Annotated in this window: 21 protein-coding genes; 12 read left to right on the top strand and 9 right to left on the bottom strand. The window is 73.7% G+C overall.

The features are described 5' to 3' along the window. Window positions 1-14 precede the first annotated feature (14 nt). Together pcaDC and J2S44_RS27990 are read left to right on the top strand one after the other, a co-directional pair. The gene (pcaDC, locus tag J2S44_RS27995) at window positions 15-1,148 is read left to right on the top strand and encodes a bifunctional 3-oxoadipate enol-lactonase/4-carboxymuconolactone decarboxylase PcaDC (RefSeq protein ID WP_310419997.1); all 1,134 of its coding nucleotides are present in this window, start codon (window positions 15-17) and stop codon (window positions 1,146-1,148) included. Between the two features lie 11 nt (window positions 1,149-1,159). Further along, complete coding sequence (locus tag J2S44_RS27990) at window positions 1,160-1,933, top strand: IclR family transcriptional regulator (RefSeq protein WP_310419995.1); 774 nt, start codon at window positions 1,160-1,162, stop codon at window positions 1,931-1,933. Window positions 1,934-2,640: 707 nt separating this feature from the next. Here J2S44_RS27990 and pcaF read toward each other — a convergent pair. Beyond that, complete coding sequence (pcaF, locus tag J2S44_RS27985) at window positions 2,641-3,843, bottom strand: 3-oxoadipyl-CoA thiolase (protein ID WP_310419993.1); 1,203 nt, start codon at window positions 3,841-3,843, stop codon at window positions 2,641-2,643. 49 nt (window positions 3,844-3,892) lie between these two features. Continuing rightward, a complete protein-coding gene (locus tag J2S44_RS27980) occupies window positions 3,893-4,768 on the bottom strand; it encodes a serine hydrolase (RefSeq protein WP_310419991.1) in 876 nt (291 codons plus the stop codon). Window positions 4,769-4,882: 114 nt separating this feature from the next. Here J2S44_RS27980 and J2S44_RS27975 point away from each other — a divergent pair, with 114 nt between their 5' ends. Then, entirely contained in the window at window positions 4,883-6,175 is a 1,293-nt protein-coding gene (locus J2S44_RS27975) for an FAD-dependent oxidoreductase (protein ID WP_310419989.1), read from the top strand. A 16-nt stretch (window positions 6,176-6,191) separates the two neighbouring features. Here the strand turns inward: J2S44_RS27975 and J2S44_RS27970 are convergent, their stop codons facing one another. Next, window positions 6,192-6,683, bottom strand: a complete 492-nt coding sequence (locus J2S44_RS27970) for a hypothetical protein (protein ID WP_310419987.1) — start codon at window positions 6,681-6,683, stop codon at window positions 6,192-6,194. A gap of 152 nt (window positions 6,684-6,835) precedes the next feature. On the opposite strand from J2S44_RS27970, the gene J2S44_RS27965 reads away from it, so the two are divergent. Beyond that, entirely contained in the window at window positions 6,836-7,429 is a 594-nt protein-coding gene (locus J2S44_RS27965) for a hypothetical protein (protein ID WP_310419985.1), read from the top strand. A gap of 40 nt (window positions 7,430-7,469) precedes the next feature. Here J2S44_RS27965 and J2S44_RS27960 read toward each other — a convergent pair whose 3' ends face one another. Beyond that, window positions 7,470-8,861 carry a M20/M25/M40 family metallo-hydrolase gene (locus J2S44_RS27960; RefSeq protein ID WP_310419983.1) on the bottom strand — a complete coding sequence of 464 codons (1,392 nt, stop codon included), beginning with the start codon at window positions 8,859-8,861 and terminating at the stop codon, window positions 7,470-7,472. Window positions 8,862-8,918: 57 nt separating this feature from the next. Then, window positions 8,919-9,800 carry an LLM class F420-dependent oxidoreductase gene (locus J2S44_RS27955; RefSeq protein WP_310419982.1) on the bottom strand — a complete coding sequence of 294 codons (882 nt, stop codon included), beginning with the start codon at window positions 9,798-9,800 and terminating at the stop codon, window positions 8,919-8,921. 547 nt (window positions 9,801-10,347) lie between these two features. Here J2S44_RS27955 and J2S44_RS27950 point away from each other — a divergent pair. Then, window positions 10,348-11,286: a glycosyltransferase family 2 protein gene (locus J2S44_RS27950; RefSeq protein ID WP_310419979.1), complete on the top strand. Its 939-nt coding sequence runs from the start codon at window positions 10,348-10,350 to the stop codon at window positions 11,284-11,286. 11 nt (window positions 11,287-11,297) lie between these two features. Next, the gene (locus J2S44_RS27945) at window positions 11,298-12,632 is read left to right on the top strand and encodes a glycosyltransferase family 2 protein (protein ID WP_310419977.1); all 1,335 of its coding nucleotides are present in this window, start codon (window positions 11,298-11,300) and stop codon (window positions 12,630-12,632) included. Between the two features lie 67 nt (window positions 12,633-12,699). Here the strand turns inward: J2S44_RS27945 and J2S44_RS27940 are convergent, their stop codons facing one another. Beyond that, complete coding sequence (locus J2S44_RS27940) at window positions 12,700-13,479, bottom strand: aldo/keto reductase (RefSeq protein ID WP_310419975.1); 780 nt, start codon at window positions 13,477-13,479, stop codon at window positions 12,700-12,702. A 78-nt stretch (window positions 13,480-13,557) separates the two neighbouring features. On the opposite strand from J2S44_RS27940, the gene J2S44_RS27935 reads away from it, so the two are divergent. Both J2S44_RS27935 and J2S44_RS27930 read left to right on the top strand, forming a co-directional pair. Continuing rightward, window positions 13,558-14,763 carry a serine hydrolase domain-containing protein gene (locus J2S44_RS27935; protein ID WP_310419973.1) on the top strand — a complete coding sequence of 402 codons (1,206 nt, stop codon included), beginning with the start codon at window positions 13,558-13,560 and terminating at the stop codon, window positions 14,761-14,763. A 108-nt stretch (window positions 14,764-14,871) separates the two neighbouring features. Further along, entirely contained in the window at window positions 14,872-15,987 is a 1,116-nt protein-coding gene (locus tag J2S44_RS27930; RefSeq protein ID WP_310419971.1) for a serine hydrolase domain-containing protein, read from the top strand. A 51-nt stretch (window positions 15,988-16,038) separates the two neighbouring features. Here J2S44_RS27930 and J2S44_RS27925 read toward each other — a convergent pair whose 3' ends face one another. Further along, window positions 16,039-17,199 (bottom strand): PQQ-dependent sugar dehydrogenase, encoded by a 1,161-nt coding sequence (locus tag J2S44_RS27925; protein ID WP_310419969.1) that lies wholly within the window; start codon window positions 17,197-17,199, stop codon window positions 16,039-16,041. Window positions 17,200-17,284: 85 nt separating this feature from the next. Between J2S44_RS27925 and J2S44_RS27920 the strand changes: the two genes are divergently transcribed. Then, window positions 17,285-17,941 carry a class I SAM-dependent methyltransferase gene (locus tag J2S44_RS27920; RefSeq protein ID WP_310419968.1) on the top strand — a complete coding sequence of 219 codons (657 nt, stop codon included), beginning with the start codon at window positions 17,285-17,287 and terminating at the stop codon, window positions 17,939-17,941. A 123-nt stretch (window positions 17,942-18,064) separates the two neighbouring features. Beyond that, a complete protein-coding gene (locus J2S44_RS27915) occupies window positions 18,065-18,289 on the top strand; it encodes a hypothetical protein (protein ID WP_310419966.1) in 225 nt (74 codons plus the stop codon). A 78-nt stretch (window positions 18,290-18,367) separates the two neighbouring features. Here the strand turns inward: J2S44_RS27915 and J2S44_RS27910 are convergent, their stop codons facing one another. Next, window positions 18,368-19,798: an amino acid permease gene (locus J2S44_RS27910; protein WP_310419964.1), complete on the bottom strand. Its 1,431-nt coding sequence runs from the start codon at window positions 19,796-19,798 to the stop codon at window positions 18,368-18,370. Between the two features lie 156 nt (window positions 19,799-19,954). On the opposite strand from J2S44_RS27910, the gene J2S44_RS27905 reads away from it, so the two are divergent. Together J2S44_RS27905 and J2S44_RS27900 are read left to right on the top strand one after the other, a co-directional pair. Beyond that, complete coding sequence (locus J2S44_RS27905; RefSeq protein ID WP_310419962.1) at window positions 19,955-21,670, top strand: site-specific DNA-methyltransferase; 1,716 nt, start codon at window positions 19,955-19,957, stop codon at window positions 21,668-21,670. Beyond that, entirely contained in the window at window positions 21,667-23,547 is a 1,881-nt protein-coding gene (locus J2S44_RS27900) for a DEAD/DEAH box helicase family protein (protein ID WP_310419960.1), read from the top strand. Before J2S44_RS27905 ends, J2S44_RS27900 begins: the two co-directional genes overlap by 4 nt. Window positions 23,548-23,553: 6 nt before the next feature. Here J2S44_RS27900 and J2S44_RS27895 read toward each other — a convergent pair whose 3' ends face one another. After that, window positions 23,554-24,216, bottom strand: coding sequence for a hemerythrin domain-containing protein (locus J2S44_RS27895; protein WP_310419958.1), 663 nt, complete (start codon window positions 24,214-24,216; stop codon window positions 23,554-23,556). Between the last annotated feature and the right edge of the window lie 100 nt (window positions 24,217-24,316).

Raw genomic sequence — 24,316 nt, 5'->3', positions numbered from 1 at the left:
ACAGGAGGTTCGGCGTGAGTGTCGTCGAGTTGCATCACGTGGTGGACGGGCCGGTGGACGCGCCGCCGCTGCTGCTGCTGAACTCGCTGGGCAGCGACCTGAGCATGTGGGACCCGCAGCTGCCCGCGTTGAGCCGCCGGTTCCGGGTGATCCGCTGTGACACCCGGGGGCACGGGCGCTCACCCGTACCGCCGGGGGATTATGCCCTCGCCGATCTCGGCCGGGACGCGCTCGCGCTGCTGGACCGGCTCGGCGTCGCGTCCGCGCACGTGGTGGGACTCTCGCTCGGCGGGATGACCGCGATGTGGCTGGCCGCGCACGCGCCCGAACGCGTCGGCCGCCTCGTGCTCTGCTGCACGTCCGCGCGGCTCGGACCGCCGGAGGGCTGGGCCGAGCGGGCACGGACCGTCCGCGCGCACGGCACCCGGGCCGTCGCGGACGCGGTCGCCGGCCGCTGGCTCACCACCGGGTTCGCCGAGCGTCACCCGGAGCTGGTCGACACGCTCAAAACCATGATCATCAAGACCCCGCCAGAGGGGTACGCCGGCGCCTGCGCGGTCGTCCAGCACATGGACCAGCGCGCCGACCTCGCCACGATCACCGCCCCCACGCTGGTCATCGCGGGCCGCGACGATCCGGCCACGCCACCGCCGCACGGCCAGCTCATCGCGGACGGGATTCCCGGCGCGCGCCTGGTGGTGCTGCCCGAGGCCGCGCACCTGGCCAACGTCGAACGCGCCGACGCGGTCACCGCGCTGCTCCTCGACCACCTGGAGGACCGGACCGCGGAGAACACCGGCATGGTCGTACGCCGGCAGGTGCTCGGCGACGAGCACGTGGACCGCGCCGTGGCCGGCACCACGCCACTGACCGCGCCGTTCCAGGACTTCATCACCCGGTACGCGTGGGGTGAGATCTGGTCCCGGGACACGCTCGACCGCCGCAGCCGCAGCATGATCACGCTCGCCGTGCTGACCGCGCTGCACTGCCACGACGAACTGGCCATGCACGTACGCGCGGCCCGCCGGAACGGCCTGACCGCGGCGGAGATCGGCGAGGTGCTGCTGCACACCGCGGTCTACGCGGGCGTACCCGCGAGCAACGCCGCGCTGGCCGTCGCGCGCCGGGTGCTGGCCGACGAGGGGTAAGGTTGCACGCCGTGACGGAAAGCGCTCGGGAGGGACACTTCGTCCAGTCGCTGGAACGCGGGCTGGCGGTCATCCGGGCGTTCGACGCCACCCGTCCGGAGCTGACGCTCAGTGAGGTGGCGCGCATCTGCGACCTGACCCGCGCCGCCGCACGCCGCTTCCTGCTGACGCTGACGGATCTCGGCTACGTGCACACCGACGGCCGGCTGTTCCGGCTCAGCCCGCGCGTGCTCGAGCTGGGATATGCGTACCTGTCCAGCATCTCGCTGCCCGAGGTCGCCGAACCCCACCTGGAACGCCTGGTCGCCGAGGTCCGCGAATCGTCGTCGGTATCCGTCCTGGACGGCGACGACGTGGTCTACGTGGCCCGCGTCCCCACCAGCCGGATCATGACCGTCTCGATCAACGTGGGCACCCGCTTCCCGGCCTACGTGACCTCGATGGGCCGGGTGCTGCTGGCCGCCGCCCCCGACACCGTCCTCGACGACTACCTGCGCCGGGTCCCGCTCCGGCGGCTGACGTCACGCACCATCACCAGCGAGGACGCGCTGCGGGCCGAGCTGGGGCGGGTCCGTGAGCAGGGGTACGCGATCGTCGATCAGGAGCTCGAGGAGGGGCTGCGGTCGATGGCGGTGCCGATTCGGGGGCGGGCGGGTGGGGTTGTGGCGTCGGTCAATGTCTCGGTCCACGCGAGTCGTACGTCCGTTGACGCTCTTCGCGACTCGATTCTTCCTTCTCTGCTGGGGACTGCGTCGGGGATTGAAGCTGATCTTCGGGTTGTTTGACCTTCACGTTTCTTGCGGTTTCGTCGGAGGGGGGTGGTCGCTTTGGGGTTATACGGCGGCGGCCTTTTAAGCGGGGTCTTGGAGTAACCACCACCTGACACCGACCCGGGCACCACCCTCACACATCGTGGGTGCTCGTAAGCACCGTTATTGACCCCGAGGTCTCCGGTGCCGGCCGCGAGGCGGTCAATTTTCAGGGTGCCTGGCTGAGCATCAGCCCCCATGGGCACCTTCCGCTTCTTTCACCCTCCCGCCCCACACCGCCGCTCCGCGCCTCCCAAGCACCCGTAGTCGTCACACCCACCCAACGGCCCATAGGGAAGGGCCGGCGGGTGAGCACGCTGGGGGCCGGGGGCGGGGCGGAGGCGCGAAGCGCCGGGGAACGGGGGACGCAACGGGCCGGGACAGCGGCGCCGGGGGTAAAGGCCGACCAGGCACCCTGAAAAACGACCACGGCGCGACCGGCACCGGAGACCTCGGGGCCAATAACGGCGCTTACAAGCACCCACGAAGTGTGACGGTGGGGGCCCGGGTCGGTGTGGGGTGGGCGGCAACACCAAGACCCCGCCTAAAATGCCGCAGCCGAACAACCCAAAGCGACCACATGGGGTGTGGGGGCGATCGGCCGCACGACGGGATCAAGCCTGACCGCCCGTCGTGCGGCCGATCGCCCCCACACCCCCACCCGACGAAACCGCAAGAAACGGCTAAGGAGCCTCCAGCAACACGCTGATGCCCTGACCAACACCGATGCACATCGTGGCAAGCCCCCGACGCCCAGCACCGAGAGACAACTCGATCGCCGCCGTCAACGCCAGACGCGCCCCGCTCATGCCCAGCGGATGCCCCAACGCGATCGCACCCCCGTTCGGATTGACGTGCGACGCGTCGTCCGGAACGACGAGCTCGCGGAGGACGGCGAGGGACTGGGCCGCGAAGGCCTCGTTCAGTTCGATCACGTCCAGGTCGGCGACGGTCAGGCCGGCGCGGTCGAGGAGTTTGCGGGTGGCCGGGACCGGGCCGATGCCCATGATCCTCGGCGGTACGCCGGCGGTGGCCGCGCCGGTGATCCGGGCGAGTGGCGTGAGGCCGTGGCGTTCCACCGCCGCCCGGCTCGCGATCAGGAGTGCGGCGGCGCCGTCGTTGACGCCGGCCGCGTTGCCGGCCGTGACGGTGCCGCCGGGGCGGAACGGCGTGGGCAGCTTCGCGAGCTTTTCCGGGCTGGTCTCGCGCGGGTGTTCGTCCCGGTCGACGATGACCGGTTCGCCGCGTCTGACCGGCACCGGGACCGGGGTGATCTCCCGCGCGAGCCGGCCGTCCGCCTGTGCGCGTGCGGCCCGCTGCTGGGAGCGGAGCGCGAACGCGTCCTGGTCCTCGCGGGAGATCCGGTAGTCCTCGGCGACGTTCTCCGCGGTGCCGCCCATGGAGTCGATGCCGTACTGCGCCTCCATCAGCGGGTTGACCAGCCGCCAGCCGAGCGTGGTGTCCGCGATCTCGGCGCCGCGGGCGAACGGCGTCTCCGCCTTGGGCAGGACGAACGGTGCTCGGCTCATGCTCTCCACGCCGCCGGCGACGAGCAGGTCGGCCTCGCCGGCCCGGATCGCGCGGGCCGCGTAGGTGACGGCGTCGAGGCCGGAGCCGCAGAGCCGGTTGATCGTGGTGCCGGGTACCTCGACCGGCAGCCCGGCCAGTAGCGCGCCCATCCGGGCGACGTTGCGGTTGTCCTCGCCGGCCTGGTTCGCGCAGCCGAGGACGACGTCGTCGATCGCGGCCGGGTCGGCCGTGGGGTGCCGTCGCAGGAGTTCGCGGATGACGTGTGCGGCCAGGTCGTCCGGCCGGACCGGGGCGAGCGCCCCGGCGTACCGCCCGATCGGGGTTCGCACGCCGCCGACGATGTAGGCCTCCGCCATGAGCCGCCTCCTGTTCGCTCTCCGCACATCAGTGCGTCCAGCGTACCGACTAGACGGCCAGCGTGGCACGGGCGAGCGTGGCGAGCTTCTCCACCCGGTCGACGCCCACCCGGTAGCCGGCGTTGCCGTGGGACAGCACCACCAGCGTCAGGTCCGCGGACCCGCCGGTGATCCGCCCGGCACTGTTCACGATCCAGGTGCCGTCCTCGGTGTCCCGGCTCAGCCAGCCGTTCTTCAGCGCGACTCGTTCGCCCGGTGCCGCCGTCGCGCCGACCCCCCAGTCCTGGTCCGCGTCGACCGAGGTCATCAGCGTCTCCGCGACCTGCCGGGAGTAGTCGCTGAACGCGCCCTCCGCGCTGTCCGGCACCAGCAGAGCACTGATCAGCCGGGCCTGGTCGGCCGGCGTGGTCCGGGTCAGTCCCCAGCTCTCGTCCGGCACGGTGCCGGTCAGCCCGAGCCGCGCGACCGCCGCGCCCAGCCCGGCGGCCGTGCCGATCTCGGCGTAGAGCGCGGTGGCCGCGTCGTTGTCGCTGACGCCGATCATCCGGGTGGCCAGCCGGGTCTCCGCCGCGGACAGTTCGCGGCCCTGGTCCTGGGCGAGCAGCAGCACCGCGGCCAGGATGCCGACCTTGGCCACGCTGGCCGACTCGAACGCGACGTCGCCGAGATGGCCGTACGTGAAACCGGTCCGGTTGTCGATCACCGCGACTCCCGCGCTCTCCGCCGCCAGCGCCACGGTCAGCGTCGCCGCCCGCGCGTCCCAGGCCCGGCGCGCCTCGGTGCGGGGATCGGCCGCCACCCGCGGTTCGGCCTCGGCCACCGCGGTCCCGTCACCGGGACGTATCGGAAGGGAGAGCACCGATCCCGTGGCGACGGCCACGACGACCGCCGTGATCAGGGCGTACGGGAGAGGAATCCGTGGCATGACGAGCACGCTGCCAGCGAGGTCTCGAAGCCGTCTCACCGCCGGCACCTCATGATCTTAATAGACGCTCAATAATGGGTACGGTCATCGGGCGCGACGAAGGAGGACCGGGACGTGTCGAAGCCGGCTGAGGCGATCGTCATCGGTGCCGGGATCGCCGGTCTGTGCGCGGCCCGCGCGCTCGCCGGCCGCTTCGCGACGGTGACGGTCGTGGACCGGGACCGGCTGCCGGACGAGCCTTCGGTCCGGCGCGGCACCCCGCAGTCCGCGCACGCGCACGGCCTGCTCATCTCCGGCCGGCGCGCGCTGGAGGAGCTGTTCCCCGGGCTGGGCGACGAGCTGATCGCGGCCGGCGCGGTCCCGCTCGACTCCGCCGGCGACATGCTGATCCACCGGGAGGGCCGGTTCTGGCCGCGGTTCCCGGTCGGGCTGGACATCCTCTCGGTCAGCCGGCCGTTGCTGGAGTTCTCGCTCCGCCGTCGCCTGCTGGCGCTCCCGGGTGTCACGGTCCGGGACGGGACCGCGATCTCCGGTCTGCTGCCCGCGGCCGGCGGGGTGGGCGGGGTCCGGCTCGACACCGGCGAGCAGCTGCCGGCGAAGCTGGTCGTGGACTGTTCCGGTCGCAGCACGCGCTCCGACCGCTGGCTCGCGGAGCTGGGCTTCCCGGCGCCGGCCCGCGAGGAGGTCTCGATCGACACGGAGTACGCCACGCGTGTCTACCCGCGCTCGCCCGGTGACTTCGACGGCGCCACGGCGGTGCTGATCTCCCCGGTCGCGCCGGAGGAGAAGGTGGCCGGCATGGCCTGGCCGCTGGAGGGCGACCGGTGGATCATCTCGGTGGCTGGCGTGCACAACTCCCTCGGTTCCTATGAGGACAGCATCGGCAAGTTGCCGGTGTCGCTGCTCGCCGACTTCATCGCCCGGTCGGAGCCGCTGTCCGGCACGACCTCGTACAAATATCCGGCGAGCCGGCGCCGTCGTTTCGACAAACTGCGAAACCCGCCGTCGGGGTACGTGACCGCGGGCGACGCGTTCTGCAGCTTCAACCCGGTCTACGGTCAGGGCATGGCGTGCGCGGCGCTGCACGCGCTCGCGCTCGGCCGGCTGCTCGACGGGCATCCGGAGCCGACGTCCGGGTTCGCGCGCGAGTTCTACGCCGAGACCGCGCGGATCGCCGCCGCGCCGTGGCGGTTCGCGACCGGCGCGGACCTGGCCTATCCGGAGACCGTGGGGCGCCGGCCGCGGACCGCGGCGCTGACCCGGCCGTACTTCGAACGGCTCACCCTGGCCTCGATCACCGTGCCCGAGGTGCGCCGCGTCTGGCTGGAGGTCCAGCACCTGCTGCGCCCGCCCGCCGACCTGATGCGGCCCGGCACGGTCCTGCGGGTGCTGCGCGGCGGGAGGTGACTCCCGCCGCACCGGCTCAGCCGCACTCCCCCGCTTGCTTGCGTTTGGCGATCGCGGCGTCCGCCCCGCCCGCGTACTCCACCAGCGTGGTGCCCGGGTCGAACTGCCACCCGGTCCCGACCAGGCGCGACGTGCCGTGCTCACTGATCCCGTCGCGCCGCCAGCCGACGTCCACGGTCGTGTCGTCGACCGGCGTGACCCGCTCCAGCTCGAACACGGCCTTCGCCAGCGCCGGGCAGGCCTCGTTGGTCTTCACGTAGACGTCCTTGGCGATCTCGTCCTTGGCCGCTTCCGTCCACGCGTCCCAGGCTTTCGCCCAGTCACCCGCGTTGACCGCCGCGAACTGGTCGGTGACCACCTTGAGCGCGTCCGCCACGTTCGCACTCTTCGGCACCGCGGCCGCCGTCTGCGGCATCACGGGCGTGCCACCGCCTGACCCGGGAGCCGTGCCGCAGCCCGCCAGCGTGATCGTGGCCGCCGCCACCAGCAGGGCGCTGGTCCAGCGCATGAGTATCCTCCGTCTGACTGCGCGCCGCGGCACGGTTTGCCGCCGCGCTGGGGATGCCCTGTCGCCCGGCCCGACCCCGGCAGCGTAGCGGATCTCATGCACCTTCGTCGATGCTCACCATCCGTACCCGCCGAGCCTGAAATTCTGGGTCGATGAGGGTCCCGATCCGGCGCGCCGCACCGATCGCAGCCCTGCTCGCCCTGACGGCCTGCGGCGGCTCACCCGCCCCCGCCCCGACCGACCCACCGGCCCCGCCCCCGTGCACCCCCGACACCGGCACCGTCGACTGGGACGAGCCCACCTCCACCCCGTCCCTGCTGCACGTGGTCGCCCGCTACCGCGACGACACCCGCACCACCTGGCGCGATCTGCTCGACCGGCCGTTCACCCCCGAGGTCACCGGCGACGGCACCGACCGCTCCTGGATCCCGACGCTCGCCCGCTCCCTCGGCGAACGCCACAACCTGAGCCTCGGCCCGGACTCGTCCCCCGGCGACGAACTGACCCGGTTGCACACCATGCTGGAGAACTCCACCCAGCACGGCTGGCTCCTCGCCTACTCCGGCACCACCCTGGTCGAGGCCGGCTTCCGCGTCACCTGCGGCACCGCCGCCCCCACCCCGATCACCGGCACGCTCACCACCTGGAACAGCATGGACTCCGGCTTCCTCAGCTGCGCCGACCAGGACGCCCGCGACGATCCCGCCGCCTACCCCGACGCCTGGGACCACTGCCCCACCGACTGAGTCACGATCCCGGCGGCCGGCACGCGCCGGCCGGCCGGCTTCAGGCGCCCGGCACCGGGAACGCCACCGGGCTGCGCCGACCCGCCGGGTCGGCGGCGCGGACCCCGAAGAACACGTTGTCCTTGGACAGCCGCACGGTCGCGGTCGTGGCCGCGCCCACCGCGACGGCGTGCGTCCAGTCCGGCGCGGTCGTCTCCCGCCACACGACCTCGTAGGCGGGGGCACCGCCCTGCCAGCGCAGCGTGGTGTCGTTCGTCAGGTCGGACGTGACGATGGTGGCGCCCTTCGGCGTGCCCGGCCCCTGGGCGAGCGACCACAGCACCGCGCCGTTGACCCGCGCCACCCGCGCGATGTACGGGAAGTCGCAGAACTCCGGCAGGTCGCCGTACCGCACCCCGTCCTCGACCCGGACGTCCTGGTGCTGGTGCGCGAAGTCCTCGCGCGGTTCGGTGAACCGGGCCGCCGGATAGCCCTGCTGCAGGAACGGGATCTGGTCCCCGCCCCGCAGGTACCGGTCCCGGCGGTAGATCACCCGGAGGTCCATGCCGGTGGCCGCGTTCGCCCCGGTGCCGGCCGCGAACCGGGCCAGCTGCCGGGCCGGCGAGTCGTTCTCGCCGCCCACGGACTGCCGGGTGGCGGCCTGCGCCGGCGTCTCGGAGCTGGGCACCCCCTCGGCGAAGAGCCGCACGACGCGCGCGCTCCCGGCCTCGTTGGGCGCGCCGACGATGTCATCGGTGAACATGCCCTGGACGTCCACGGCCGCCGCCTTGAGCTGGGCGGCCAGGTGCGCGGCGCCGTAGAGTCCCTGTTCCTCGCCGGCCACCGCCGCGAAGATGATCGTGGCTTTGAGGTGGCGGGTGGCGAACACCCGGGCCAGTTCCATCGCGACCGCGACGCCGGACGCGTCGTCGTCGGCGCCGGGCGCGTCCGCGGTGGCGTTCATGACGTCGCTGACCCGCGAGTCGTAGTGGCCGGAGACGACGTAGGTGCGGTTCGGCTCCTCGTCGCCGCGCAGCGTGGCCAGCACGTTCGTGATGACCGTCGGCTCCGGGATCCGGTTCGCGGGTTCCTGGACGTAGGACTGTTTCCGGACGGTCATCCGCCCGCCGGACGCCGCCGCGTACCGGCTCAGCTCCTCGAAGATCCAGTCGCGGGCCGCGCCGATGCCGCGGACCGGGTCGTCCTGGACGGAGAGCGTGTGCCGGGTGCCGAACGAGGCGAGCTTGCGCACGATCGCCTCGATCCGGGCCGGGGAGATCTCCCGCAGCGCCCGGCGCAGCTCCGGCTCCGGCGGTTGCGGGGTGACCGGCCGGCCGGGGCCGGTGACCACGGCGGCCGAGGCGGGAGCGGGAGCGGAGGCGGCGGCGAGCGGCGCGGCGGCCGCGGCGGTCAGTACGGCGCGGCGGCCGACACCGCCGGATTCGATGCCCATGGAACACCACTGTGGCCGCTCCCGCCGGCCAAGTCCATAGCTCGCGGTGAATGTCGGTCAGAGCCGGGCGGCCTCCGGCACCACCCGCTCCCGGAACAGCGCGAGCGTCGCCGGGTCGGCCACGTTCCGCACGCCGCCGTGCGCGACCGCGAAGCCGAGCGCGGCGAGGCCGGCCAGGTCCTCCAGCGTCCGCTCGACCCGGGAGCCGTCGGTGCCCAGGTCGTACCGGTAGATCACGGTCTTCTCGATCTCGTCGTAGTCGCGGCCCACGTCCGCGCAGTGCTGCTTGAGCACCTCGAGTTTGTGCGCGACGTCCGGCCCGGCGAACAGGTTGCACGAGTCCGCGTACCGCGCGACGAACCGCAGCGTCTTCTTCTCGCCGCTGCCGCCGATCAGGATCGGCACGCGGCGGCTGACCGGGCGCGGGTTGTTGAGCGTCCGCCCGAGCGTGTAGTGCCGGCCCCGGAACTCGCCCTCCGGCCCGTCGAACATCTGCCGGCAGATCCGCAGCGCCTCCTCGAGTCGCTCGAACCGTTCCTTGGTCGGCGGGAAGAACAGCCCGAGGCCGCGCGACTCGTCCTCGTTCCAGGCCGCGCCGATGCCGAGCATGGCGCGCCCCTGGGAGAGCACGTCCAGCGTGGTGACGATCTTGGCGAGCAGCCCGGGCTCGCGGTAGACCACGCCGGTGACCAGCGTGAGCAGCTTGACCCGGCTGGTGTGCGCGGCCAGGAAGCCGAGCGTGGTGTAGGCCTCCAGCATCTCGTGCTCCGGCGGCCCGTGGACCGCGATCTGCCAGACGTGGTCCATGACGCTGATCCGGTCGAAGCCGGCCTCGTCGGCGTCCCGGGCGATCCGGGCGACCGTCGGCGCGAGCTGGTCGGCGCCGACGCCCCAGGTGAAGTCGGAGATGTGCAGGCCGAGTTTCACACGGCATCCCATCGGTCGAGCAGATAATCGGTTGCTCCGACACTACGTCCGCCGCCACCATCGGCGCCTCCGGAATTTCGGGCACTTCTCCGGGCCGCAGACGGCACAGTCCGATCCCCGGCGGAAGTGTTCGTGGGCGCTTCCCGGGTGCCCGCAGACGCACGGCTTGACCAGCACATGAGCACTGTATCCAGCGCGCTCGCCGCCTAATCGCAACCCGCCGATCACACTCCGTAGTTCTGAGAAGTTGTGACGCGGAACACAACATCGCGCTGAGTGACCGCGTCGCGTCCGGTTTGTCCGGCGCCGGAACGCCCCTCCGAAATACCCGCGGACACGCCGTTCCGGCCGGGCCGCGCGCATTCCTTAGACCCGTAAACCGTGACGCCGGTGACGGCCCCGACAGCCAATAACCGCAGCTGAGAGTCGTCGCACCGGCCCCGGTCACGCACCGTCCCGGCCGCCGCCCCGGCGACCGGTTGACTCTTCGTGACCGGCGGCTAGTTTCGAGACGCGCGCCGCCCTCCCCACCGGCGCCGCTGTCGTTGAGAGGACCCGCATGTCACCCTCGGTGAACTCCGACGTGAACGTGAACGCCATCTCCCCGGTGACCGTGGTCATCCCCTGCCACACCGAGCACCGCTGGATCTCGCTGCGGCACGCGGTCGAGTCCGCGAGGGCGCAGAGCCCGGCGCCGGCCGAGATCGTGGTGGTGGTCGACCACAACGCCGCGCTGTACGACAAGGCGCGGCACGAGCTGGACGGCGTGACCGTGCTGGCGAACCGCTTCCGGCGCGGCGCGGCCGGCGCCCGGGACACCGGCGCGTTCCACGCGATCACGCCGCTGGTCGCGTTCCTCGACGACGACGTGCGCGCCCACCACGGCTGGCTGGCCGGTCTGCTGGCACCGTTCGCGGACCGGGCCGTGACCGGCACCGGCGGCGCGATCCTGCCGGCGTGGAGCGGCCGCCGCCCCGCCTGGTTCCCGGACGAGTTCCTCTGGACCGTCGGCGCCACCGACCCGGGCCGGCCCGCCGCGCCCACCGCGCGGGTCCGGTCCGCCGCCATGGCCGTGCGCCGCGAGACGTTCGTCGCGGTCGGTGGCTTCGACGGCTGCGGTGACGAGGCCGAGCTGTACCGGCGCGCGGCCGAGGCCGGCGGCCTGTGGATCTTCGTGCCGGACGCGCGTGTCCACCACCCGGTCGGGCCGGAGCGGATGACGTTGCGCCACGTGCTGCGCCGGTGCTTCCACGAGGGCCGGATCGCCGCCACGTCCGGCCGCGGCCCGCTGCGGGCCGTGCTGCCCGGCGCGCCGCTCCGGCACCTGCGGGCGCTGCTGCGCGGTGGCGTCCCCGGTGCGCTGCGCCGGGCCGGTGCGGTCGCCGCGGGCGCGGCCGCGGCCGCGGCCGGTGGCGTGCTGGAGCTGACCACGCGGCCGCCCGCGCCCCGGCCGGCGCCGGTCCCGGCCCAGAAGATCACCGCGGGGGTACGGCGATGAGCCTGCCCGGCATGGAACACGCGATCCGCCGGATCCTCCGCCCGGTCCGGCTCACCCGCGCCGCGTCGGTCCACGACGTCGAGCTCTACGAGCCGCTCCCGGCCGTCCCGGCGATCGACCCGGACGGCCGCCGGGTCGCGCACGCCTGGCTGCTGGTCCGCGCGTTCACCGAGCCGGTCGGCGCGCTGCTGCTGGACGTGCCGGACGGCGGGCTGACGCCGGAGGCGGTCGCGGACGCGATCGACGCCCGGCTCGGCGACGCGGTCCGGTCACGGTTGACCGCGGCCGGGATCGACGCCGCCGGGCCGCTCCCGCTCGGTGGCGCGGTGCCCACGGCCGTACCGGCGTATCTGTCCGACCGGGTCGCCCTGCTGGCGGACGCGCCCGCGCTGACCGTCGTGATCTGCACCCGGGACCGCCCGGACGCGCTGTCCCGCTGCCTGGACGGGCTGCTCGCGCAGGAGTACCCGCGCTTCCGGATCCTGGTCGTGGACAACGCGCCGCAGACCCGGGAGACCGCGGAGGTGGTGCTGGACGCCGCCCGCGCGGCCGAGTCACCGGGCCGGATCACCGTGGACTACCTGCGCGAGGAGACGCCGGGCCTGTCGCACGCGCGGAACCGGGCGGTGGCCGCGGCGCCGGGCGAGACGCTCGCGTTCATCGACGACGACGCGGTGCCGGACGTGCACTGGCTGGCCGAGATCGCCCGCGCGCTCGCCCGGCACCCGGACGCGGACGTGATCACCGGCTCGGTCGTGCCCGCGGAGCTGGAGACGGACGCGCAGCTGTGGGCGCAACGGCTGGCCGAGCCGTCGTTCGTCCCGGAGCGGTTCGGGCCCGCGACCGAGCACCGGCGGCACCCGCTGGCCGCGGTCCCACCGGCCGGGTCCGGCACGAACATGGTGTTCCGGCCGCACGTGATCGAGCGGATCGGTGGCTGGGACGTGGCGCTCGGCGCCGGCACGCCGGCCCGGAGCGCGGCGGAGACGCTCGCGTTCGCCCAGGTGCGACTGCACGGCGGCACGATCGCGTACGAGCCGTCCGTGCTGGTCCGCCGCCGCCACCACCGCGGCCTGGACGGCCTGCGCGCGCAGCTGGCCGGGCACGGCACCGGGCTGGCCGCGGTCTACACCGCGATCGTGCTGGCCGACCCGCTGCTGGCACTGCCGCTGCTCGGCCAGGCGCGACGGAGCCTGGGCGCACCGGCGCTGCCGCCGGACGCACCGGCCGCGCTGCGCGGCGCACACCGGGCCGGGCTGCTGGCCGGCCCGCGCGCCTACCTCACCGGCCTGCGCGACGAGCGCCGCCGTCGCCTCGCCGACCGCCACTACCCACCCACGCCGTGAAAAAGCGGTGGGCGGTCGCCTCGCCGGCCCGCCCTGTCCGGCCACGCCGTGACGGGGCGGCGGGCGGTCAGAGGCGGTCGATCGCGCGCATCTCGTCGGCGGTGAGCGTGAAGCCGAACAGGTCGATGTTCTCCGCGATCCGGTCCGGGTGCGCCGACTTCGGAATGATCACGATGTCGTGCTGGAGGTGCCAGCGCAGCACCACCTGGGCCGGCGTCCTACCGTGCCGTCCGGCGATCTCGGACAGCACCGGCGAGGTCATCGGCGTGCGCTTGATCGGGCTGTAACCCTCGACCACCACGTCACGCGAGCGGAGGTCGGCCAGCAGCGGCAGGTCGTGCCGGACCGGGCTCCACGGGATCTGGTCCACCACCGGCCGCCGCCCGGTCGCCGCGACCAGCTCGTCGATCTGCTCCGGCGCGTGGTTGCTGACGCCGATCGACCGGACGAACCCGCTGTCCTGCGCGCTGATGAACTCGCGCCACACCTCGGGCGCGGCCAGCCCGCCGGGCGGCCAGTGGATCAACCACAGGTCGACCTGCTGCACGCCGAGGCTGCGCAGGCTGGCGGTGAGCGCCCGCTTCTCCCGGCCGGCGTCCTCGGGCAGCAGCTTCGTGGTGATGAAGACGTCCTCGCGGGGCACGCCGCTGTTCCGGAGCGCACGGCCGACCTCGGCCTCGTTGCCGTACATGGTGGCGGTGTCGATGTGCCGGTAACCGGCGTCGAGCGCGGCGCGGGTCGCGTCGTAGGCCTGCTGACCCCGCATCCGCCAGGTGCCGAAGCCGACCATCGGCATCTCGGCGGCCGAACCGTCCGGCAGCGGAAGGGTGACCGTGGGAACCGTCATGGCCGCAATCTATCGCGGTCCGGCGCCGGGCACCGATCGTCGTTTCGCGGACATGCCGTCATGCCGCACTCTGGAGGCATGACGATCCGCGCGAAGGCCATCACCGCGGCGATCGCGCTGCTCCTCGCGGTCGGCATCGCCGTCGCCGGCACGACCGCCGCGCGGGAACCGGCCGTGCCGGAGGCGCGGCCGCCGGCCACCACGCCGGCACCGGCACCGGCCGTCCGGGGCGCCCCGGACGCGCCGGCCGTGGAGAACGAGCCCGACGTCGCGTTCCGGCGCAGCCTGGCGGCGCTGGTCACGACGGACCGGTTCCCGGGTGTGCTCGCGTCCGTCGAGGACCCCGGCGGCGACGCCCGGGACTACACCGCGGGCGCCGGTGACCTGGCCACCGGCGAAGCGCCACCGGCCAACGGGTACGTCCGGATCGGCAGCAACACGAAGACGTTCACGGCCGTGGTCGTGCTGCAGCTGGTCGCGGAGGGCCGGGTCCAGCTCGACCGGTCGATCCAGACCTACCTGCCCGGCGTGGTCCCGGGCGGCAAGAACATCTCGGTGCGGCAGCTGCTGCAGCACACCAGCGGCCTGGCGAACTACACCGACCACATGCGCGACTCCGACTTCGACGAGGGCCGGCACCTCTATCGGAGCCCGGCGGACCTGCTGGGGATCGCGTTCTCGAAGCCGCCCACGTTCCCGCCCGGGAAGGGCTGGCGCTACAGCAACACCGGGTACGTCGTGCTCGGCCTGATGATCGAGCGGCTCACCGGGCACACGGTCGCGGACGAGATCACCACGCGGGTGATCGACCGGCTGGGCCTGCGCGAGACCTACTTCCCGAAGGGTGACGAGGAGACGCTGCGCGCGCCGCACCCCCGGGCGTACGAGGGCGACCCGCGCGACGACGTCACGGTGGCCGACCCGTCCTGGGCGTGGGCGGCCGGCGCCATGATCGCCACGCCCCGCGACCTGAACACGTTCTTCCGCGCGCTGCTCTTCGAGAGCCGCCTGCTCGGGCCGGCCGAGCTGGCCGAGATGCGCACGACCGTGGACACCGGCGACCAGATGTGGCCCGGCGTGCGGTACGGCCTCGGCCTCACCCGCACGCCGCTGAAGTGCGGCGGCGCGTACTGGGGCCACGGCGGCGACGTGCCCGGCTTCGAGACCCGGGGCGGCATCCGCGCCGACGGACGCGCCGTCACGGTCGCGGTCACCGCCGGCCCGTCCGGGCGCGCCGCGCACCTGCACGTGGTCGGCGCGGTGGAGACCGCCTTCTGCTCGTGACGACGTGCCGGGGGGTGACGGGGTGATCACCGGGTAGGCCTGGCCCCACCCCCGGAACGGGGGCTGCGCGGATCGTCCCCGGCCGCGGATTCCGCGAGGCTTCTCGGCATGACGACAACGACGATCCGCCGGTGCACCGGCACCGCGCTGGCCCTGCTCACCGGCCTCACCCTGGTCACCGCGCCGGCGCCGGTGTCGGCGCACTCCGGCGGTGCCGCGCAGGCCGCGCTGGACGCGCTGGTCCGGGCGGACGGCTTCCCGGGTGCGCTGGCCTCGATCACGGACCGCGCCGGCCGCCACCGCGATCTCATCGCCGGCGTCGGTGACCTGCGCACCGGCGCGAAGCCGCCGCGCGACGGGTACGTCCGGATCGGCAGCAACACCAAGACGTTCACCGCCGTGGTCGTGCTCCAGCTGGTCGGCGAGGGCACGGTCGGGCTGGACGAGCCGATCGAGACGTACCTGCCGGGCCTGGTGCCGAACGGCGCGCGGATCACGGTCCGCCAGCTGCTGCAGCACACCAGCGGGCTGGCGAACTACACCGACCACCTGCCGGACGAGAGCTTCGACGCCGGCCGGCACCGCTACCGGGAGCCGCGTGAGCTGCTCGACGTCGCGTTCGCGCACGCGCCGGACTTCGCGCCGGGGGCCGGGTGGCGGTACAGCAACACCGGGTACGTGCTGCTCGGCCTGCTGATCCAGCGGGTGACCGGCCGGCCGCTGGCCGAGCAGATCACCGAGCGGGTGATCGACCGCGCCGGGCTGCGCCGCACGTACTTCCCCGGCGTCGGCGACGAGTCGATCCGCACCCCGCATCCGCGCGGCTACCTCGGCCCGGACCGGACCGACGTCACCGAGATGGACCCGTCGTGGGGCTGGGCGGCCGGCCAGATGATCTCCACGCCGCGCGACCTGAACACGTTCTTCCGCGCGCTGCTCGACGGGAAGTTGCTCGGCGCGGCCGAGCTGGCCGAGATGCGGACGACGGTCGACGCGTCCGCGGGTCTGTGGCCCGGTGCCCGCTACGGTCTCGGCCTGGCCAGCTCGCCGCTGAGCTGCGGCGGCGTCTACTGGGGACACGGCGGTGACCTGCCCGGCTTCGAGACCCGCGGCGGCGCCACCGAGGACGGGCGCGCGGTCTCGATCGCGCTCACCACGACGCCGGACTCGGCGGAACGCCACCAGCACGTGATCGACGCGGTCGACACCGCGTTCTGCCGCTGACCGGGCGGCAACCGCGCCGGGGGTACGCGTACCCCCGGCGCGGTTGTTCGGTCATCCGGCCGGGAAGCGCAGGATCCGGTCGTCGCCGTCGCGGACGTCGCCGCGCCCGTCGGTGTTGGACGTGGTCATCCACAGCGCGCCGTCCGGCGCGATCTCGACCGTGCGGATCCGGCCGTACTCGCCGCTGAACTCCGCCTTCGGCTCCCCGGTGTTCTGCCCGTCCAGCGGGATGGCCCAGAGCCGCTCGCCGCGCAGCGCGGCCACGTAGATCGTGTCACCCGCGATCGCCATCCCGGACGGCGACGACTCGGACGTACCCCAGGTGACCTTGGGGTTGGTGTACTTGCCGTCCGCGGTGTCGCCCTCGCCCTCCACGTCCGGCCAGCCGTAGTTGCGGCCCGGCTCGATCTGGTTGACCTCGTCCAGCCGGTTCTGCCCGAACTCGGTCGCCCACAGCTTGCCGTCCGCGTCCCAGGCCAGGCCCTGCACGTTCCGGTGGCCGAGCGAGAAGACCGGCGAGCCCTCGGTCGGGTTGCCGGGTGCGGCGTCGCCCTCCGGGGTGAGCCGCAGGATCTTGCCGTTCGGGCTGCGCGGGTCCTGCGAGCGCGGCTTCACGTTCGCGTCACCGGTGCCCACGTAGAGCAGGCCGTCCGGCCCGAACGCGATCCGGCCGCCGTTGTGGATGTTCGCCTTCGCGATGCCGGTGAAGATCTCCTCCGGGTCGCCGTCGACGCCCCGGTTGTCCGCCCGCACCTTCACCCGCACGATCCGGTTGTCGTCCGCGGCCGTGAAGTACGCGTAGAGCCACCGGTCGGTGGCGAAGTCCGGGCTGACCGCGAGCCCGAGCAGCCCGCCCTCGCCGCCCGGCTCCACGCCCGGGACCTCGTAGACCTCGTGCGTCTCGCCGCCGTTCGCCGGGACGTGCCGGACCCGTGCGGTCTCCCGCTCCGCGACGAACGCGGAGCCGTCCGGCAGGAACGTCAGCCCCCACGGCACCTCGACGTCCGTCGCCATCTGCTGCGGCTGCGCGCCCAGGTCGGGCGGGCCGGCCGGGCGCGGCGACGCACTCGGCGCGGAGGGCTGGGGCGGCGCGGACGCGGCCGGTGGCGGACCGGTGGTGGCGGCCGCCTCCGGGGACTCGTCCTCGCCGCAGCCCGCCGCCAGCACCATGATCAGTGCCAGCCCGAGGCTCGTTCCTACCCGCTGCGTCATGCCCGACCTCCCGCGTGGTTTCCTTCTTCCTACCCGGTTCACCGAGCACCTGCTCGGTTCCCGTTTCCCTGGAGGCCAATCCCCCGTGTCCGCGACCGCGTTCGTGCTGGCGCACACCCGGCTCGCGCCGGTGCCGTTCGTGCCGGAGGTGCGCCTGCACCTGGCACAGGACGCGATCGACCTGTGGGAGCACACCGAGTCGCACACCGGGGAGTCGCAGCCGCCGCCGTTCTGGGCGTTCGCGTGGGCCGGTGGCCAGGCCGTCGCCCGCCACATCCTGAATTTTCCTGACATCGTACGCGGAAAGACCGTCCTCGACCTCGCGTCCGGCTCCGGGCTGGTGGCGGTCGCGGCCGCGCTCGCCGGCGCCCGGCAGGTGATCGCCAACGACATCGACCCGTACGCGGTCGCCGCTATCACGCTCAACGCACGGGCGAACGCGGTACATGGAACGGTGACACCGAACGGCGACGATCTATTGACCGCGGCGGCGAGCCCGGACGTGGACGTGCTCCTCGCCGGCGACGTCTTCTACAGCCGGGAGATGTCCGGCCACATGCTCACGTTCCTGGAACGCGCCGCCGCGCGGGGCACGGACGTGCTGGCCGGGGACCCGGGCCGGGCCTACCTGCCGCACGGCCGGCTGACCGTGGTCGCCGGGTACGACGTGCCGATGGTCGGCGCGCTGGAGAACGCGGACACCAAGCACGCCACCGTGCTGCGTCCGTCGTCCCCCGATTAGGCGTCAGTCACTCCGATCACCCCGGGCGTCGCTGCGTCGTTTGGCGCTGTATCCACAGAACCCCCGACAGCCTGCCGCGACCACCGCGCGGCGGTTCCCGGTACCTCGAAGGAGCTGGCTGCCGTGACCGGCCCATCGGCACCACTGCGCATCGGCGACACCGTCCAGATCCCGGAGCCCGACTACTGCTACGGACTCGGCACGCTCACGCTCCGGATCACCGCGATCGGCGCGGGCCAGCGCCGCGACTGGATCCAGCTGCGCGGCATCCAGCTGGCCGACGACGGACGCGAGATCAAGGAGCGCGAGGTGCTCGCGCGGGCCGCGGCCATCCGCCGCACCGCGTGAGCACCGGGACAGTCCGGCCCCGCCATCCCGTCCGGCGGACGTCGGACGGGATGGCGGGGCGGCGGGGCTGCGCGGTCCTCAGGCCGGGTCGGCGGGGGCCTGCTGGCGGAGGCGGGAATGGCGGTAGCCGTAGAAGGCGTAGATGAGAATCCCGGCCAGGAGCCAGAGCGCGAAGCGGAGCCAGGTGCTGCCGGGCAGGTCGATCATCAGGTAGACCGCGAAGGCGATGCCGAGCAGCGGCAGGACCGGGGCGAACGGCACCCGGTACGGCCGGGGCATGTCGGGCCGGGTGCGGCGGAGCACCAGGACGCCGATGTTGACCAGGACGAAGGCGAAGAGCGTGCCGATGTTCGTCAGGCGGACGATCTCGCTCAGCGGGACCAGCGCGGCCAGCACGGAGATGAGCAGGCCGAGACCGACGGTCAGTTTCGCGGGCGTGCCGAAGCGGGGGTGCAGCGTGGCCAGGCCGCGGGGCAGCAGTCCGTCGCGGCACATGCTGAAGAAGATGCGGGTCTGGCCGTACAGGATGACCAGGACCACGCTGGTGATCGCGACCAGCGCGCCGAACGCCAGGATCGCGGCGGCCCAGGTGATGCCGGCGCCGTCGGAGAGCGCGGCGGCGAGCGGGGCGTCGCTGCCGGCGAGCGTGCCGGCGCCGGCGATGCCGATCGCGCCGACCGAGACCAGCACGTAGAAGACCGTGCAGATGAGCAGCGAGCCGATGATCGCGATGGGCAGGTCCCGGGCCGGGTTCCGGGCCTCCTCACTGCCGGTGGTGACCGCGTCGAAGCCGATGAACGCGAAGAAGATCAGGGCCGCGGCGCTGACCACGCCGTCGCTGCCGTTCGGCAGCAGCGGGGTGAAGTTGCCGGTGTTGATCGCGGTGCACGCCACGACGATGAAGAAGATCAGCACGGCCAGCTTGACCACGACCATCACCAGGTTGGCCCGGGCGCTCTCCCGGACGCCGAGCGCGAGCAGCGCGGTGATGAGCAGGACGACGGCCACGGCCGGCAGGTTGAACCGACCGTCCGGCGGTGACTGGGAGATCGCGGCGGGCAGCTGGACGCCGAACGTGGCGTCCAGGAACGCGTTGACGTTGCCGCCCCAGCCGACCGCGATGGCGGCGACCGCCACGCCGTACTCCAGGATCAGGTCCCAGCCGATGATCCAGGCGACCAGCTCGCCGAGCGTGGCGTAGGTGTAGGTGTAGGCACTGCCGGACACCGGCATCGACGACGCCAGCTCCGCGTAGGACAGCGCGGAGAACAGGCAGGCGAGCCCGGCCAGCACGAACGCGAGGATCACGCCGGGACCGGCCAGCGCGGCACCTTCGCCGATCACCACGAAGATGCCGGTGCCGATGACCGCGCCGACGCCGAGCGCGGTGAGCTGGACCGGCCCGACCGCGCGTTTCAGCGTCTGGCCCTCCACGGCCGTGTCGGCCACCAGCGAGTCCACGGAACGCGTGGCGAACAGTCTGCGGCGAATACCCACGGAATCGACCATGGTCGACGCCTTACCCGCATCCGACGGAAAGCCGACTCGACGTTCATCTGCTGCGCGATTGCGCGTTTCCGGGCAAAAACCTGCCGCTGGTACGGCTAGGGTAATCAATTTGTGAGCGGTCGCCTACACCTTTCCTGGGTCCATCGGGACCGGGCATTGCTGTGCGACGGAAACGGCGGCTACGCGTGGGTGGACCCCGATGATCCACGGCTGGCCGAGGTGCGGCTGCTCGGCGAGACCGGCCGGGTCGGCGACGTCACCGGCGGGCCGCGCGACAACCTGCTCATCCAGGGCGACTGCCGGGACGCGTTGCGCGCGCTGACCCACATCCCGGAGTGGGCGGCGGCGTACCGGGGGGCGGCCAAGCTGGTCTACCTCGACCCGCCGTTCAACACCGGGCAGACCTTCGCGCAGTACGACGACGGCCTGGACCACTCGATCTGGCTGGCCATGATGCGCGAGCGGCTGCTGCTGGCCCGCGACCTGCTGGCGCCGGACGGCTCGCTCTGGGTGCATCTGGACGACGCGGAGAGCGCGTACTGCAAGGTGCTGCTGGACGAGATCTTCGGCCGGCCCGCGTTCGTCGGCACCGTGGTCTGGGAGAAGGACCGCGGCCGCCGCAACGACACGGACCTCTCCTCCGCGCACGACTACATCCACGTCTACGCGCCGTCCGGGCCCGGCTGGCGCTCGGTGCGGAACCTGCTGCCGCGCACCGCGCTCGTCGACGGGCGGTACCGGAACCCGGACGGCGACCCGCGCGGGCCGTGGCTGCAGGGCGACAACGGCACCGCGAAGAGCGGCAGTGAGCGCAACCGGTTCGCGGTCGAGCTGCCGTCCGGCCGGGTGGTCCGCCCGCCGGCCGGGTCGTACTGGCGGTTCAGCCCGGCCACGCTGGACCGCGCCCGTGCGGAGGGCCGGGTCTGGTTCGGCCGCACCGGCGACAGCCTGCCGGTGATCAAGCGGTACCGGCACGAGGTGCAGCCCGGCCTGGTCCCGCGCACCTGGTGGCCGGCGGACGAGGTCGGCACGAACCAGGACGCCAAGCGCGACCACCTGCGGCGGCTCTTCCCGGGCGCGGAGCCGTTCGCCACGCCCAAGCCGGAGCCGCTGCTGCGCCGGATCATCGAGATCGCCACCGGCCCCGGCGACCTGGTCGTCGACGCGTTCGCCGGCTCCGGCACCACCGCGGCGGTGGCGCACAAGCTCGGCCGGCGCTGGGTCGCGGTCGAGCAGAGCGCGGCCACGGTCGCGGCGTTCACGCTGCCCCGGCTGCGGATGGTGGTGGACGGCACCGACCCGGGCGGCGTCACCCGCGACGAGGCCGTCTCGCCCGCCGAGCCGCTGCCGGACGGCGTCACGCCCGCCGACGTGGTGGCCGCGCGGCGTACCGTGACGGCGCTCGCGGGTCACGGACTGCTGGACGGCGTCGGCGCGGACGCGCTCGGCGTGCTGCACCGGCGGCTCGGCCTCGCCTCCCGGACGCGTCGCACGGTGGTGCGCGAGTGGCCCGGCGGCGGCGGGTTCCGGGCGCTGGCCGTCTCCCCCGCGCGCTACCGGCTCTCCGGCGGGCGGCTGCTGCTGGAGACGCTGCCGCCCGAGTTCGTGGCGGCGCAGCTCGGCTTCCGGGTGCTGCCGCACGGGCCGTTCAGCGGCGTCCGCGGGCGCACCCGGCTCGCGGTCGCGGACGGCGTGGTCGACGACCGGGTCGCGGCGGACGCGGTCGCGGCGCTGCGCCCGGACGAGACCGTCACGATCGTCGGCCGGGCCGTGCTCCCCGGCACGGCCACGCTGCTGCGCGCGCTGCGGCCCGGCTCGCGCGTGCTGAAGGCGCCGGACGACCTGCTCCGGCACCGGCGGGTGGTGCGGTGAGCGACTGGCTGCCGTACGACCCGGGCCTGGTCGCGCGGATCGCGGCCACGATGGACCTGCGGGCGCCGAACGCGGCCGCGCTGGCGGCGGCGGCCCGTGCGGTCGCGCCGGGTGACGGGCGCGAGGTGGTCTGCGAGCTGGCCACCGGCGTCGGCAAGTCGTACGTGAGCGCGGCGCTGGTCGACTACCTGGCCGAGCACGGCGTGGGGCACGTCCTGATCGTCACGCCCGGCACCGCGGTCCGGGACAAGACGATCGGCAACTTCACGCCCGGCCACCCGCGCTTCGTGCCGGGCGCCGAGCACCCGGTCTCGGTGGTGACCGGGCCGGCACCACCGCGGGACGGCCTGACGCTCTACGTTTTCACGGTGCAGCAGCTGATCCGGCCGGGCGCCACGGTCAACCGCCGGCTGCGCGCGGTCGACGAGTCGCTCGGCGGCGGGCTGTACCAGCGGCTGGCGGAGACGGACGACCTGGTGGTGATCGCGGACGAGCACCACGTGTACCGGGAGTCGGCGCGCGCGTTCGGCGCGGCCGTGCGGGACCTCGCGCCACGCGCGCTGATCGGCTTCACGGCCACGCCGGACCGGGCGGACCGGGACCGGGTGGTGTTCCGCTATCCGCTCGCCTCCGCGATCACGGACGGCCTGGTCTCGGTGCCGGTGCTGGTGGGCGGCGCCGCCGCGGACCGGGAGGAGCGGCTGCGGGACGCGTGCCGGTTGCGCGAGGCCAAGGAGAGCGCCTGGCACGCCTGGGCCCGGGCGCACGGCGTACCGCCGGTGACGCCGTTGATCTTCGTGGTGTGCCGTGCCATCGACGAGGCCGCGCAGGTCGCGGAGGAACTCGCCGGGCTGCTGCCGGGCGCCGGGCGGGTGCTGCTGGTGACGTCCAGATCCGGCGACGACGCGCTGCGCGCGCTGACCCACGTGTCCGAGTCCGATTCACCGGTACGCGCGGTCGTCGCGGTCGACAAGCTCAGCTCCGGCTGGGACGTGCCCAACGTGGGCGTCATCCTGGCGCTGCGCGCGCTCGCCTCGGAGACGCTCACCGAACAGGTCCTCGGTCGCGGCCTGCGCCTGCCCTACGGCAGCCGGGTCGGCGTGCCCGCGGTCGACGCCGTCGACGTGCTCACCCACGAGTCGTACCGGGAGCTGCTGGCCGGCACGGACGAGTTGCGTGCCGCGATCGCGCCGGGCTCCCGCGGCACGGTCACGCGCGCGGCCGGCGAGGCGACGCTGACGGTCGGCGCGGCACCGCTGCTGCGGATCAGCGGCTACGACCGGGCGCTGGCCGCGGCCCGGGCGCCGGTCGAGACGCGGCCGGCGCCACCCGCGGAGGAGACGGCCGCCCCGGCGCCACTGCGGGCCGTGCGGTTCTCGCTGGCCGCGATTCCCAGCGACGCGGCGTACGCCGCCGCCGTCCCCGGTACTGCTGCCGCCCCCGGCAACGGTGCCGGCCCCGGTGATCGCGCCGGCCTCCGCGATCGTGCTGTCTCCGGCGATCGTCTCGGCGCCGGCGGTGGCGCCGACCTCGGTGATCATGCTGGCCCCGGGGATCGTGCCGGCTCCGGGAGTGCTGCCGGCTCCGGGAGTGCTGCCGGCTCCGGGAGTGCTGCCGGCTCCGGGAGTGCTGCCGGGCGGGGCCGGGGCGGCGGTGCCGACGCGGCTCGTGACCTCGCCGCCCGGCTGCTCGCGCTGCCGCTGGTCGAGGCGACCGGCGCCGAGGTCGGCGAGGCCGGCCGGCTGGCCGCCGCCTACCTCGCGGGCCGGGCCGCGGCGACCGGCGGGGACGGCTCCCGCTGGGATGCCGCCACCGCCGAACGGGCCACCGACGCACTCGCCCGGGTCATCGCCGACGGGTACCGCCGCCTGCGCTGACGCCGGTCACGTGTGCTGGAGCGCGTCCTTCAGCTCGTCCTTGCTCATGTGCGAGCGCCCCGGCACCTCCGCGCGCCTGGCCTCCTCGTAGAGCTCCGCCCGCGTCATCTCGTCGAGGTCCGCCGACGCGCCGTCCCCACCGGCCGCGGTGATGCCGGACGCCGGCTTCGCGGGCGCGTCACTGATCTCGTCGAGGTCCGTGGCGGTGCCGTGTGCCTCGTCGTCCTCGTCGAGGCCGGCGTCGCGCAGTTCCTCCCGCCGCTTCGCCTCGAAGGCCTCGCCGAGCCGGGCCAGTTCCGCGTCGTCGACGGCGTCCGCCAGCGCCGGCAGGATCTCGTTCTCCTCCTCGTTGACGTGGTGCCGGACCGCCTCGAGGAACTCCTGCAGCGCGTCGTCGAAGTCCGGCGAGTCCACCAGGCTCTGCGCCTTGTGCAGCAGCGACTCGGCCTCGGCGTGCTCGTCGTACCCGTGGTCGACCTCGTCCGCCTCGTCCGGCGCCGCCTTCTTGATCGCCGGATACACCTCCTGCTCCTCCGCGTGCGAGTGCGCCTCCAGCCGGTTCTCGACCTCGGTCAGCAGCTCCCGCCGGTCGCCGTCCCCGGCCTCCAGCCGCGCGAAGATCTCCTCCATCCGCTGGTGGTCCTGCTTGATCGCCTCAACCGCGTCCATGAGCCACGCCTTTCCCCCGATGTTCCGTGGACTGCGGTATCGCATACCCCCGCAAATCCCCTCGAAACGCCGATCAGTCGGGTGCCGCCGCCCGGTAGCC

This window comes from Catenuloplanes niger (assembly GCF_031458255.1).
Lineage (GTDB): Bacteria > Actinomycetota > Actinomycetes > Mycobacteriales > Micromonosporaceae > Catenuloplanes > Catenuloplanes niger.
Note: the sequence above shows the minus strand (reverse complement) of the source record. Positions and strands in the feature narration are given on the sequence as shown.